Source organism: Rhizobium sp. KDH_Rht_773_N (assembly GCF_052946295.1).
In genome coordinates, this window is record NZ_JBRFNB010000002.1 from 850,776 (window position 1) to 865,653 (window position 14,878).

The window sequence follows — 14,878 nt, forward strand, 5'->3', positions numbered from 1 at the left end:
CCGCATGTCCGGAAGGTTGTCTCCCGCACAAAGACATAGGTTCGGCCCGCCCCCTGCGCTTGCCGGGTCCGATCGATGCAATGGGCGCCGCACCCTATCCCGCGATCCGCTCCCGTTCCTTCATCGCCTCTGTCAGCAGCTTCTTGAAGCGGGGATGCCGGCGCAGGTTGTCGAGGTCGGAATCATGGGTAAACCACTTGATATGGTAGGCCGAGCTGCGCGGCAGCAGGCTCTCCAGAATGTCGATCGCCCGTTCCACATGGCCGAGTACGGAATGGACGCAGGCGAGATTGTATTGGGCCACGATATCGTCGGGATCAATCGCGCTTGCCCGGGCAGCCCAGTCGCAGGCGCGCGCCGCTTCGCCGAGATGGGCAAGGGCGAGTGCGCCGCGATGGGCGGGGCCGGAATTTTCCGGGTTCTGGTTGAGCGCGCGCTCGGCTCTCTCAAGCCCCTTGCGTGCCCAGTTTTCCCTGTCCACCGCCCGCCCGAGAGAGTGGTACGAGGACATCAGATGGATTGGAGAAACATAGTCGTCCGGGCGGATTTCGGCGGCGCGGGTAAAATAATGCACGGCCTCGGCGAAGTCGCCGCGCATGAAGAAGATGCGGGCATAGTGGAAATTTGCCTCATAAAGGTTGGGGTCGAGGGCAAGCGCGCGTTCGAAGCATGCCATGGCCTTGTCGTCCTCGCCGTTCTGATGCAGCGCCAGGCCGCGGGAGGCATGGGCTTCCGCGAGGTCCGGCTCAAGTTCCAGGGCCTTGGCGCTCATGGCGAGGATGCGCTCCAGGGGCACGTCGCCGGGCGCCCAGTCGCGGATCGCCGCATCGCAATCGGCAATGCCGGCATAGGCGCGGCCATAATCCGGATCGAGTTCGACGGCCTTGTAGAACATACGCCGGGCAAGCTGCAGATAGGACTTGGTCCAGGTATGGGAGAGCTGCCGGCCTCTCAGGTAATAGGTATAGGCTTCGACATTGGCGGTCGGCTCGGCGGCGATCGCCTTGCGCTCCTCCGGTAAGAGCCGCACCTTCAGCTGGCCGACGATCGCGTTGGTGATCTCGTCCTGGATGGCGAAGATATCGGTGAGGTCGCGGTCGTAGCGTTCGGCCCAGAGATGATCGCCGTTTGCCGTATCGATCAGCTGGCCGGAGATGCGCACCCGCGTACCGGCGATGCGCACGCTGCCTTCCAGCATGTAACGCACGCCGAGTTCCTGGGCGACCTGCTTTACCTTCACCGACGTGCCCTTGTAGGTGAAGACGGTGTTGCGCGGCACCACATGCAGGCTGGAGACCTTGGAAAGATCGGTGATGATGTCCTCGGTGATGCCGTCGGAGAAATAGTCCTGATCGGTGTCGCCGCTCATATTCGTGAAGGGCAGGACGGCGATGAAGCAGGTGTTGCGGTTCTGCGCGACGAGGCGGGCGGAATTCGGCTTCTCGAAGGAAACCGTGTAGACCTGCACCGGCTGCCGGATATTCTTGAACACGTGTTCACCTAAAAAATCGAAGCCGAGACTGAGGCGTGAACCGACCTGATCGCGCACGATTGCCGACACCGCAATGCCGCCGGTCGGCGCAATGCCTTCCAGACGCGCGGCAAGGTTGACGCCGTCGCCGAAAATATCCTCGTTCTCGACGACGACGTCGCCGAGATTGATGCCGATGCGGAATTCGACGCGCTCTTCCTTCGGCACGTTTTCGTTGCGCACGGCCATGTTGCGCTGGATTTCGGCGGCGCAGGCCACGGCATTCACGACGCTCTGAAACTCGGCAAGGATGCCGTCGCCCGTCAGTTTGACGATGCGGCCCTTGTAATCGGATATACGGATGTCGACCAGTTCGCAGCGATGGCGGTTCAAGGCCTGCAGCGTACCCGTCTCGTCCATGCCCATGAGCCGGCTGTAACCGACAACATCGGCAGCGAGGATGGCACTCAATCGCCGCTCCATGACCCTCTCCATGGATTGTCTCATGTCAGTTTCTCGCTTTTCCAGATTATAGCCGCGCTAGGGTTCCCTCCCTTGCAGCCGAAATCTCTCGATTCGGCATGCTGTCACGGCGGCGCAGAGCCTATATCGTTACGGCGCAGCTTCAATACTCCGAACGGGCGAAGATTGCGTCAAACGATAGCTCTTTCGAATGGGAAAGACCGCGGACGCGGCGCGGTGCCCAATTTTGAGGCCGTGCATCAATTTTGGCAGGCCTCCCGGGGGAAGGGTTCGGGTGCGGCGCGCACGAATTGACCGGCGCATTGTCTAGCGCCGGTTCTTCGCCGCTGAGCGCTTGTGGGGCGCCGCCGCCAGACGAAGTTGTGCTGGGTGGAAGCCGGGTACGATTTCCGGGTGATCCGCCGACAGCCGTGGAAGATGACAGGATCGCGCAAGGAAAAGCTGACGACCGAGCCGCTTTCTGCCTCTCGAACGGCAAGTCAAGCGTTTGCACAAAAGCCCTTTTGCCTAAAAGGATGCCGCCTGTAGGTCGAAAGGGGTAAGATATACTCGCCCGTTTTTCGATTATAATCGGAAATCCGCGTATCGAACGATCTCTCATAGATTTGATTCTGGCAATTTCGCGAGAGGGCACGCCATGTATCGCAACGCTCGCCGGTGGGCTTCGCGCTCACTAATGGTGGATTCGTGGGCTCCCCGGTGGTTGACCGTCGGTGGAAAGACAAGGCCACGCAAGAACGCAGATCGGCCCGAGGACAGTGCCCAGCTTGCGACATCCGCGCAGGCTGCGGGCGCAGGCTTGGCAGGCTTGGGAAGCGTCTTTGTCGCCAATCCCGACAACAACCCTGCATCTGGCGGAAACGGCAGTGAAGCGAGAGCGGAAGCGGTCGGCGAGGCAGACGGTCGCGGCAATATCGACCGGGCATCCCCGTCCTTGCCCGCTGCTCTCGAAGCCGCACGCAGAGCGGCGGAACGAAGCGGAGATCCTGCCGCGTCGGTGCTTTCCGCCCAGATTCCGGCCCTTGCACCTTTCGAGCGGACAGCGAATGGCGCAGCATTCGGGTCCACGTCGTTTCCCTATCGCACCTATGCGGGACCGAGCACCATCGGCGACGATCCCCTGGCGCCATATCTGCCGCAGAACCCGGGATCGGTCGCATCAGGGCAAGGTTCGGCCGCCGCAGCTGGCGGGCGTGCGCATTCCGGCAAGGTGGTCATTCTCGAATCGAGCCCGTCGGCAGAGGCTGCTGCACAGCACACCGGACCGAATGCGTTGGCGTTCGGCATGCCTTTTGGCGTCTGCGGGTGCGGCTACTTTACGTCCCCCACACGGATTCTCGATTGGGCGCATGGCGGCGCCCTGCTCCAGCAGGACGGCCAGTTGCCGGGGACGAGGCTGACCGAAGGGCCGGACTATGTGGCAACGATCAAGCGGGCCATCGGCGCGTCGGTCAGCGACCCGCTGCTCGATCGCGACCTGTCCCCGCTTTCGGGATGGCGTGGCACCGCGACGTGGACGGGTTCGGCGAACGTGAACGGATCGCTGCCCGCCGGCGGAGAGATGGGAACGGCAACCGGCACGAAGGGCGTCGGCATCCTGTCCGGCTCGGTCACCGCGCCGCCGGTCACGCAGCGGTCGCTGACGACACAGAACCTGGCCGCCGCAGCGGCGGCCACCAACGCGATCGTGCTGGAAAACCAGAAGCAGGGCAATCCGGAGAGCGAGTGGGGCATCGATGGCGCCGGCAGCTCCAACATCGAGGGGTTTGCGACCGATATCAGCGTCGATAACGGCAAGACGATCAGCTTCAAGATCGATACGGATTCCACCAATTACCGGATCGATATCTACCGGCTCGGTTATTACGGCGGCATGGGCGCGCGCAAGGTGGCGACCCTGCAGCATACCGGATTGCAGAACCAGCCCAATCCGTTGCGCAATGCCACGACCGGAACGGTCGATGCCGGCAACTGGGCCGTCTCGGCCTCGTGGACCGTGCCTGAGGATGCCGTTTCAGGTGTCTATATCGCCAAGCTCGTGCGGCAGGACGGCACGTTCGGCGAAAACCATATTCCGTTCATCGTGCGCGACGACGACAGTCACAGCGACATCGTCTTCCAGACCGCGGACCAGACATGGCAGGCCTATAATGGCTGGGGCGGCGCGAACTTCTATGGCGGCAACGGTCCGGCGACGGGGCAGGGCGCCGGCCGCGCCTATGCGGTGAGCTACAACAGGCCGATTGCAACCCGGGGCGGGGTCGGCACCTTTGCCGGCCCGCAGGACTATCTGTTCGGCGCCGAATATGCCGGCATCTACTGGCTGGAACAGAACGGCTACGACGTCTCCTACCTGTCGGGTGTCGATGTCGATCGTTATGGCAGCCTGCTGCTCAATCACAAAACCTATATCGATGCCGGGCACGACGAATACTGGTCGGGACAGCAGCGCACCAATGTCGAGGCTGCGCGCGATGCCGGCGTCAACCTGATGTTCTGGAGCGGCAACGAGGTCTATTGGCGTACCCGCTGGGGCAATGCCTACAGCAGCGACGGTACGCCCTACCGCACCCTTATCTCCTACAAGGAGACATGGTCGCCCGGCGCCAGCATCGACCCTTCGAACGAATGGACGGGCACGTTCCGCGACCCGCGCCTCAGCCCGCCGGCCGTCGGCGGCGGAAACCCGGAAAACTCGCTGACCGGGCAGCTGTTCAAGGTCGACGATGTCGGCGACAATCTCAGCGCGATCACGGTCGGATATGACGACGCCAACCTGCGTTTCTGGCGCAATACCAGCGTTGCCAATCTTCAGCCGGGCCAGACGGCGACGCTCACCAGGAACTATCTTGGCTACGAATGGGACGAAGCCGTCGACAACGGGTTTGACCCGGCGGGCCTCGTGAAGCTGTCGTCGACGACGCTTCCGGTCAGCACCTACCTGCTCGATTACGGAAACACGACCGGCAACGCGACCGCAACCCACAATCTGACGCTTTATCGCGCGCCGAGCGGTGCGCTCGTGTTCGGCGCCGGTACCGTCTATTGGACATGGGGCCTAAGCGACAATCACGACAATCAGGCGACCCCGACCGATCCCCGCGTGCAGCAGGCGATGGTCAATCTGCTGGCCGACATGGGCATTCAGCCCGGCACGCTGCAATCCGGCCTCGTCGCTGCAACCGGCTCCACGGATCACGTCGCACCGACGTCGATCATCACGGCGCCGTCGACGGCAACCGTTGGCTCCAGTGTCACGATCACCGGCACGGCGGCCGACACGGGCGGCGGCGTCATTGCCGGCGTCGAAGTCTCGACCGACAACGGGGCAAGCTGGCATCCGGCAACGGGTGACGAGAACTGGACTTATACCTGGTCGCCGCAAGTCGCGGGCAGTTACACGATCCTGTCGCGCGCGGTCGACGACAGCATCAACCTTGAATCACCTTCGGCAGGACGCACTGTCACCGTAACCGGAGCAAGCTTTGCCTCCCTCTTCGGCGCGGCGACGCCGGCGGTCGTCAACACCGACGATACGTCACCTGTCGAACTCGGTGTCCGCTTCCAGACGTCGGTGGCAGGGACCGTCACCGGTATTCGGTTTTACAAGGGCAGTCAGGATACCGGCACGCATACCGGCTCGCTGTGGTCGAGCACGGGTACGCGGATCGCGACCCTCACCTTCACGAACGAGACCGCCAGCGGCTGGCAGACCGCCTATTTCTCCAGCCCGGTGAGCCTGACGCCCGGGCAGACCTACACGGCGTCCTACCATACGGACAGCGGCCACTACTCGACGACCGCCAACTATTTCGTCTCCAATGTCACGAGCGGTCCGCTGACGGCGCCGGCCAATGGCAACGGCGTATACGCCTATGGCAGTGCCAGTCTGTTTCCGACGAGCACTTTCGAATCGACGAACTACTGGGTCGATGTGATGTTCACGACGCCGAGTTCGAACACGACACCGACGGCGGTTGCCGATGCGGGTGACGCGACGGAGAAGGGCGGGGTGGCCAACGGTTCGGGCGGCGTGGTCGCGAGCGGCAACGTCCTGACCAACGACACCGATGCGGATGCCGGCGACACCAAGACGGTGACGGCAGTCCGCTTCGGTTCGACATCAGGCACGCTCGGCACGGCACTGAACGGCACCTATGGCAGTCTCGTGCTCAACGCATCGGGTGCCTACACCTATGCCGTCAACGAGAGCAATGCCGCCGTTCAGGCACTGCGCCAGTCGACCAACACGCTGAGCGACGTCTTCAGCTACACGATGCGTGACACTGCCGGTGCCACGGCCACGGCCAATATCACCATTACCATCCACGGCGCCAACGATGCGCCGGTGCTGGCCGTGCAGACCGGCACGCAGAATGCCACCACCAGTTCCGCCTTCTCCTTCGTGCTGCCGAGCACGACCTTCACCGATGTCGACAGCAGCGAGACGCTGACCTACACGGCAACGTCCGCCGATGGCACGGCGCTGCCTGCCTGGCTGAGCTTCAATGCCACGACGCGGACGTTCTCCGGCACGCCGACGACATCGGGCACCTATGGCGTCAGGGTAGCGGCAACCGACCTTGGTGGCCTGTCGGCCAGCGAGACCTTCAATATCGCCGTATCGACACCCGGCAATGCGACACCGACGGCGGTTGCCGATGCGGGTGACGCGACGGAGAAGGGCGGGGTGGCCAACGGTTCGGGCGGCGTGGTCGCGAGCGGCAACGTCCTGACCAACGACACCGATGCGGATGCCGGCGACACCAAGACGGTGACGGCAGTCCGCTTCGGTTCGACATCAGGCACGCTCGGCACGGCACTGAACGGCACCTATGGCAGTCTCGTGCTGAACGCATCGGGTGCCTACACCTATGCCGTCAACGAGAGCAATGCCGCCGTCCAGGCACTGCGCCAATCGACCAACACGCTGAGCGAGGTCTTCAGCTACACGATGCGTGACACTGCCGGCGCCACGGCCACGGCCAATATCACCATCACCATCCACGGCGCCAACGATGCGCCGGTGCTGGCCGTGCAGACCGGCACGCAGAATGCCACCACCGGCTCCGCCTTCTCCTTCGTGCTGCCGAGCACGACCTTCACTGATGTCGACAGCAGCGAGACGCTGACCTACACGGCAACGTCCGCCGACGGCACGGCGCTGCCTGCCTGGCTGAGCTTCAATGCCACGACGCGGACGTTCTCCGGCACGCCGACGACATCGGGCACCTATGGCGTCAGGGTAACGGCGACCGATCTTGGCGGCCTCTCGGCCAGCGAGACTTTCAACGTTGCGGTATCGACGGCACCTGCGACCTACAGCCTGTTTTCCGCCTCCAGCACGCCGGCCCAGACGAACCTCAACGACGGTCAGCAGCTTGAGGTCGGGGTCAAGTTCCAGTCGAACGTCGCCGGCGAAATCACCGGCATCAAGTTCTACCGCAGCGCCAACGACAACGGGCAGAACGTCGTCGACCTGTGGACCACCACGGGCACCAAGCTTGCAAGCGCCACCTTCACCAATACCACGGCGAGCGGCTGGCAGACGGTGAACTTCGCAACGCCCGTCGCGATCGCCGCCAACACCAACTATATCGCCTCCTACCACACCACCGGTGCATACGTGGCGACCAACAATTTCTTCACGACAACCATCACCAATGGCCCGCTGACCGCCCAGTCAAGCGCTGTCGCTGGCGGCAACGGCGTTTACCGTTATGGCGGGTCGGCCACGACAGGCATTTTCCCGAACGCCACCTATAACGCCGCCAATTATTGGGCCGATGTGGTCTTCCGCCCCTCGAGCACGAGCAACACGACACCGACGGCGGTTGCCGATGCGGGTGACGCGACGGAGAAGGGCGGGGTGGCCAACGGTTCGGGCGGCGTGGTCGCGAGCGGCAACGTCCTGACCAACGACACCGATGCGGATGCCGGCGACACCAAGACGGTGACGGCAGTCCGCTTCGGTTCGACATCAGGCACGCTCGGCACGGCACTGAACGGCACCTATGGCAGTCTCGTGCTCAACGCATCGGGTGCCTACACCTATGCCGTCAACGAGAGCAATGCCGCCGTTCAGGCACTGCGCCAGTCGACCAACACGCTGAGCGACGTCTTCAGCTACACGATGCGTGACACTGCCGGTGCCACGGCCACGGCCAATATCACCATTACCATCCACGGCGCCAACGATGCGCCGGTGCTGGCCGTGCAGACCGGCACGCAGAATGCCACCACCAGTTCCGCCTTCTCCTTCGTGCTGCCGAGCACGACCTTCACCGATGTCGACAGCAGCGAGACGCTGACCTACACGGCAACGTCCGCCGATGGCACGGCGCTGCCTGCCTGGCTGAGCTTCAATGCCACGACGCGGACGTTCTCCGGCACGCCGACGACATCGGGCACCTATGGCGTCAGGGTAGCGGCAACCGACCTTGGTGGCCTGTCGGCCAGCGAGACCTTCAATATCGCCGTATCGACACCCGGCAATGCGACACCGACGGCGGTTGCCGATGCGGGTGACGCGACGGAGAAGGGCGGGGTGGCCAACGGTTCGGGCGGCGTGGTCGCGAGCGGCAACGTCCTGACCAACGACACCGATGCGGATGCCGGCGACACCAAGACGGTGACGGCAGTCCGCTTCGGTTCGACATCAGGCACGCTCGGCACGGCACTGAACGGCACCTATGGCAGTCTCGTGCTCAACGCATCGGGTGCCTACACCTATGCCGTCAACGAGAGCAATGCCGCCGTTCAGGCACTGCGCCAGTCGACCAACACGCTGAGCGACGTCTTCAGCTACACGATGCGTGACACTGCCGGTGCCACGGCCACGGCCAATATCACCATTACCATCCACGGCGCCAACGATGCGCCGGTGCTGGCCGTGCAGACCGGCACGCAGAATGCCACCACCAGTTCCGCCTTCTCCTTCGTGCTGCCGAGCACGACCTTCACCGATGTCGACAGCAGCGAGACGCTGACCTACACGGCAACGTCCGCCGACGGCACGGCGCTGCCTGCCTGGCTGAGCTTCAATGCCACGACGCGGACGTTCTCCGGCACGCCGACGACATCGGGCACCTATGGCGTCAGGGTAACGGCGACCGATCTTGGCGGCCTCTCGGCCAGCGAGACTTTCAACGTTGCGGTATCGACGGCACCTGCGACCTACAGCCTGTTTTCCGCCTCCAGCACGCCGGCCCAGACGAACCTCAACGACGGTCAGCAGCTTGAGGTCGGGGTCAAGTTCCAGTCGAACGTCGCCGGCGAAATCACCGGCATCAAGTTCTACCGCAGCGCCAACGACAACGGGCAGAACGTCGTCGACCTGTGGACCACCACGGGCACCAAGCTTGCAAGCGCCACCTTCACCAATACGACGGCGAGCGGCTGGCAGACGGTGAACTTCGCAACGCCCGTCGCGATCGCCGCCAACACCAACTATATCGCCTCCTACCACACCACCGGTGCATACGTGGCGACGGACGGCTTCTTCAACAATGCTGTGACGAACGGTCCGCTGACCGCCCAGTCAAGCGCTGTCGCCGGCGGTAACGGCGTTTACGCCTATGGCGGATCCGCCACCACGGGGCTCTTCCCGAACAACACCTACGATTCAGCGAATTACTACGCCGATGTGGTCTTCCGCCCGCAACTTGCCGCGTGAGACATCGCAAGGAGGTTACGAACGGGATTCGAATGAAGGCTCATATGACGCAAATGCCGACCGCTCCGAGCGCCCGCATTCAAGGCATGCCGACAACAGCAATCGAGCGGCTTCCCGTTACCGTGCTCGCCGGCTTTCTCGGCGCCGGCAAGACGACGCTTCTCAGCCATATCCTGAACAATCGTGAGGGTCTGCGAGTCGCCGTCATCGTCAACGACATGAGCGAAGTGAACATCGATGCGGACCTCATTCGAGACAGTGGCTGCAACCTCTCCCATACGACGGAGGCCCTGGTCGAGCTCAGCAATGGCTGCATATGCTGCACCCTGCGCAACGACCTGCTGACGGAAGTGCGGCGACTGGCCGAAGAAGGACGATACGACTATCTGCTGATTGAAGGCACCGGGATTGCCGAGCCGCGACCGATCGCGGCAACCTTTTCCTTTCGCGACGAAAACGGCATTTCGCTTTCCGATTTTGCCAGGCTCGACACGATGGTCACGGTCGTCGACGCTGCGAACCTGTTGGCCGACTACAGCAGCGCCGACCTGCTTGCCGACCGCGGCCTGCAGCGCGACGGTGAGGACCGGCGCACGCTCATAGACCTGCTGGTCGACCAGATCGAGTTCGCCGATGTCGTCGTGATCAACAAGATCTCGGACGTGAGCGAAGAGGTCCGCGCGGAGATCCGCAGGACAGTTGCGTCGCTCAATCCGGATGCGCGTCAGGTGGAGACGGATCTCGGCAAGGTTCCCCTGGCAGCCCTCCTCGATACCGGCCTTTTCGATGAAGAAAAGGCCGCCGCGCATCCCTTGTGGCACAAGGAATTGTACAGTCCGGGCGAGCATGTTCCGGAGACGGAAGAATACGGGGTATCGAGCTTCGTCTACCGCACGAGGCGCCCCTTCGACCCGAAGCGGTTTCGCGCATTTCTGGACGAGCCCTGGCCGGGAGTGCTGCGCGCCAAGGGGCATTTCTGGCTCGCCACGCGCCCGCGTCATGTGGGTCTGATGTCGGCGGCCGGGGCGCAACGACGCTGCGAACCCATGGGGCTCTGGTGGGCGGCCGTTCCGCGGCAGGATTGGCCGAACCATCAGCAATTTCATCAACAGCTGCAGAGCCGGTGGCACAGCGCCTGGGGCGACCGCCGGCAGGAGCTGGTGTTCATCGGGGTCGGCATGGACGAGACGGGTGTTCGCACCGCCTTGGACGGTTGCCTCGCCAGCGCGGATCCGCGCGACTGGGCGGATCTCGAAGATCCGTTTCCGGCTTGGTAGTTCAGGGGCAGTGCTGCGATATCTGCACTGCGCCCGCACGGACGCAGGCGGTCATGGCCTGCTGCCCGGCCGGGCTCAGCCGTCGAGATAGCGTTCGGTCAAGCGTGCCCACATAGCCGCACCCACCGTCAGGGATTTGTCGGCAAAGTCGTATTTGGCGCTGTGCAGGATCGCGGATTCCACACCATTGCCAAGCCGCAGGAAGCTGCCGGGCTTGTGCTCGAGGAAATGCGAGAAATCCTCACTGCCGGGAATGAGGTTGCAGAGGGCTACATTGCCCGAACCGACAAGCTCTTCCGCGACAGTGCGGGCGAATTCGGTCTCCGCTTCCGAATTGACGACCACGGGGTGCCCCCGCGTGTATTCGATTTCCGCGGTTGCACCGTAACCTTCGGCAATCGTCTCAGTGAGCTTGCGGATCCTGACCTCCAGCGTGTCACGCACCTTCGGATCGAAGGAGCGGATGCTGAGCAGCAGTTTCGCGCTTTCGGGGATGACGTTTGCGGCCTCGCCGGCATGGATCGCGCCGACCGTCACGACGGCGGTCTGTGTCGGATCGATGCTGCGCGAGACGACCGATTGCAGGCTGACGACGAGGTTGCAGGCAATGACCACCGGATCGACGGTCAGATGCGGCCGCGAGGCGTGGCCGCCCTTGCCCTTGATGACGATCTCGGCGCTGTCGGCAGCCGCCATCAGCGGGCCTGATCGCATCAGCCAGGTTCCCTCGGGCGCGCCGGGGTGGTTGTGCAGGCCGAAGATGACGTCGAAGGGAAAGCGCTCGAACAGGCCGTCTGCGATCATTGCCGGGGCGCCGCTCAGGGCGCCGGCCTCCTCGGCCGGCTGGAAAATCAGATTGACGGTGCCGTTGAAGCGGCGCGTGCGCGCCAGATATTCGGCCGCGCCGAGAAGGATTGTCGTGTGGCCGTCATGTCCGCAGGCATGCATCTTGCCGGCAACCGTGCTGGCATAGGGGCGACCGGTTTCTTCGGTGATCGGTAGCGCATCCATGTCGGCGCGGATGGCGATGCTCTTCGTTCCGGCACCGACCGTCATGCGCGCAACCACGCCATGGCCGCCGACATTGCGGGTCACGTCATAACCCCAGGATTCGAGCTTGTCGGCAACGAAACGCGCGGTTTCGGCCTCCTCGAAGGAGAGCTCGGGATGGGCATGGAGATGCCGGCGGATGGCCGTCAATTCGGCTTCCATCGGTTCAAAATCGGAGAGGCGGGCAAAATCATTGTCGAGGGACATGGCAGTTCCAGTTTCATGGGGCGCGGTATCGCCTGCCGGCTGACGTTGAAGCCAGCCTGCAGGGCAAGGCAGGAGGAGCCGCCGCGCTAGATGAAGCGCGACAGGAAGCTTCTGGTGCGGGGGTGCTGCGGGTTTCCGATCACGTCTTCCGGCTTGCCCTGTTCCACGACCTTGCCGCCATCCATGAAGACGACGCGGTCGGCCGCCTCCCGGGCGAAGCCGATCTCATGGGTGACGACGATCATCGTCAGGCCCTGGTTTGCGAGATCCCGCATTGTGGCGAGAACCTCGCCGACCAGTTCGGGGTCGAGCGCGGAGGTCGGCTCGTCGAAGAGCATCAGTTTCGGCTTGATGGCCAGCGCGCGGGCGATCGCCACGCGCTGCTGCTGGCCGCCGGAAAGCTGGCGCGGATAGCTGTCGGCCTTGGCCGAAAGCCCCACCCGGTCGAGGAGCCTCAGCGCATTTTCGGTGGCGACCTTGCGGCTCTCGCCGTGGATGCCGACCGGCGCCTCGATAATGTTCTGCAGCGCCGTCATATGCGGGTAGAGATTGAATTGCTGGAACACCATGCCGATCTTGCGGCGCTGCAGGGCGATCGCATGGTTCGACAGCTGCAGCAGCCGGTCCTTGTGCAGGCGGTAGCCGATCTGTTCGCCATCCACCTCGATCGAACCCCGGTTGATGGATTCGAGGTGGTTGATGCAGCGCAGGAACGTCGACTTGCCGGAACCGGACGGGCCAAGGACGACGACGACCTCGCCGGGCGCGACATCGAGATCGATCCCCTTCAGCACTTCCAGATCCGCGAAGGATTTGTGGACGTTGCGTGCCCTGACGAGCGGCTCGACGGTGGAGATCTCGTTCATGCGCCTGCCTCCGTTGCCTGTGCCATGACGGCCGCTTCCTTTACGGGTCTGGCGGCACCGGTACGGCGATCGCTGCGGCTGTAATAGCGCTCGATATAGGCCTGGCCGACATTCAGGACCGATGTGATCAGCAGATACCAGAGAACGGCGACGAGCAGCATCGGCACGATTTCGAAAGTGCGGTTGTAGATCGACTGCACCGAATAAAGGAGATCGGCCATGGCGATGACGCTGACGAGCGAGGTTGCCTTGATCATGCTGATCAGCTGGTTGCCGGTCGGCGGAACGATCGAGCGCATGGCTTGCGGAATGATGATGCGGCGAAGCGCGCGGATGCGCGTCATGCCGAAGGCTTCGGCCGTTTCGAATTGACCCTTGTCTACCGAAAGCAACCCGCCGCGGATGATTTCCGCCATATAGGCGGATTCGTTAAGGGCGAGCCCCGCAATCGCGGCCGTCATCGGGCTGATCACCGAATTGGTATCCCAGCTCATGAAGGTTGGGCCGAAGGGAATGCCGATCGACAGGGTCGGAAACAATGTCGAGAGATTGTACCAGAAGATCAGCTGCACCAGCAGCGGGGTTCCGCGGAAGAACCAGATGAACAGGGAGGCGAGCGAACTTGCCAGCCGGTCCCGGGACATTCGCGCGACGGCCAGAACGAGGCCGAGCGCGATGCCGATGGCCATCGCCACCACAGTCAGGCCGAGCGAGACGTAGAGGCCTTTGACGACGGTCGGGTCGAAGAAATATCGGGCGACGACCGGCCAGCCGAAATTCTCGTTATTTGCAACCGACCAGGCCCAGTAGGCGGCGATTGCAAGCGTGACCACCCAGGCCGTCACGCGGCCCTTGGGAAAGGGCTTGTGGGCATGGGCCACATCCCGGCTTCTCGCATCGCCGGAGGGCGATGCGAGCATTTGCGTCTGTGTGCTCATTTCGGAAGCGTCCCACCGAGGTTGATGCCTGGCTCCTTGATCATGTTGTTCTCAAGGCCCCACTTCTTCATGATCGCGGCATAGGCGCCATTGTCCATCAGCACCTTGATCGCATCGCGCAGGACCGGGCCGAGCGGCGAGCCCTTTGCGACAACCGCGCCCTGATAGAGGTTCTCGAAGCCGTTCTTCTGTCCGACGCCGGTCAGTTCCAGCTGGCCGTTGGCCTGCGACACGAAATAGGTGAGCGGCGCCTGGGAGGAGAAGAAGGCATCCGACCGCTTGGAGCGAACGGCAAGGATCGAACTCGGCTGGTCGGTAAAGGACTGCACCTCGATCGCGGCCTTGCCATCGGTCTTGCATTTTTCGGCCTGCACCTGGATGACCTTTTCGGCCGAGCCGCCGGCCATGACGGCGATGCGGTTGCCGCAGGCGGTATCGAGCGAGGTGATACCCTTCGGATTGCCCTTCTGCACCGAGAAAACCACGAATTCCTGCACCCAGTCGACGAAGTCGTTGGATTCTTCACGGCTCTTGAAATCGCCGACGGGGCCGAAGGCAAACTGGTAACGGCCCGAATTGACGCCGGCGAGCAGTGCCGGCAGGCCGCCGACCGTTTCATGTTCGATCTTGACGCCGAGAATCTGGCCGAGCGCGTCGGTCAGGTCGGCGCTGGCGCCGGTCATTTCGGTACCCGTGACGATTTCATAGGGCGGAAACGAGCCGTTGTTGACCGAGATCATCTTGCCGGACGTGCGGATCGCTTCGGGCAGCTGCGCATGAAGCGCGTCGTTGACCGAGAGCTTGGGCAGGGCTGCATCTTCAGCGAAGGCCGTTCCCGAGATCACTACGCTCGTCAGAGCAAGGCATGCAATTTTCCTGATCGACATTATTCATTCCCCTGTTTGGTTCGA

General features: G+C 63.2%; 7 protein-coding genes. 2 read left to right on the forward strand and 5 right to left on the reverse strand.

Annotation, left to right across the window (positions count from 1 at the left end):
- Positions 1 to 94 precede the first annotated feature (94 nt).
- Positions 95 to 1,954 carry a TPR end-of-group domain-containing protein gene (locus ACU8HS_RS25920; protein ID WP_447016464.1) on the reverse strand — a complete coding sequence of 620 codons (1,860 nt, stop codon included), beginning with the start codon at positions 1,952 to 1,954 and terminating at the stop codon, positions 95 to 97.
- A 637-nt stretch (positions 1,955 to 2,591) separates the two neighbouring features.
- Here ACU8HS_RS25920 and ACU8HS_RS25925 point away from each other — a divergent pair.
- Both ACU8HS_RS25925 and ACU8HS_RS25930 read left to right on the forward strand, forming a co-directional pair.
- Complete coding sequence (locus ACU8HS_RS25925; RefSeq protein WP_447016005.1) at positions 2,592 to 9,629, forward strand: DUF4082 domain-containing protein; 7,038 nt, start codon at positions 2,592 to 2,594, stop codon at positions 9,627 to 9,629.
- A gap of 53 nt (positions 9,630 to 9,682) precedes the next feature.
- On the forward strand, positions 9,683 to 10,906 hold the full coding sequence (locus ACU8HS_RS25930) for a GTP-binding protein (RefSeq protein WP_447016465.1): 1,224 nt from the start codon (positions 9,683 to 9,685) through the stop codon (positions 10,904 to 10,906).
- A 75-nt stretch (positions 10,907 to 10,981) separates the two neighbouring features.
- Here the strand turns inward: ACU8HS_RS25930 and ACU8HS_RS25935 are convergent, their stop codons facing one another.
- The 4 genes from ACU8HS_RS25935 to ACU8HS_RS25950 all read right to left on the reverse strand — a co-directional run bounded on the left by ACU8HS_RS25935 (position 10,982) and on the right by ACU8HS_RS25950 (position 14,854).
- Entirely contained in the window at positions 10,982 to 12,163 is a 1,182-nt protein-coding gene (locus tag ACU8HS_RS25935) for a M20 aminoacylase family protein (RefSeq protein WP_447016006.1), read from the reverse strand.
- 86 nt (positions 12,164 to 12,249) lie between these two features.
- Positions 12,250 to 13,029, reverse strand: a complete 780-nt coding sequence (locus ACU8HS_RS25940) for an amino acid ABC transporter ATP-binding protein (protein ID WP_112705128.1) — start codon at positions 13,027 to 13,029, stop codon at positions 12,250 to 12,252.
- A complete protein-coding gene (locus ACU8HS_RS25945; protein WP_112757596.1) occupies positions 13,026 to 13,967 on the reverse strand; it encodes an amino acid ABC transporter permease in 942 nt (313 codons plus the stop codon). Before ACU8HS_RS25945 ends, ACU8HS_RS25940 begins: the two co-directional genes overlap by 4 nt.
- Positions 13,964 to 14,854 (reverse strand): ABC transporter substrate-binding protein, encoded by an 891-nt coding sequence (locus tag ACU8HS_RS25950; protein ID WP_112569810.1) that lies wholly within the window; start codon positions 14,852 to 14,854, stop codon positions 13,964 to 13,966. The genes ACU8HS_RS25945 and ACU8HS_RS25950 overlap by 4 nt, the downstream gene beginning before the upstream one ends.
- Positions 14,855 to 14,878: the final 24 nt, after the last annotated feature.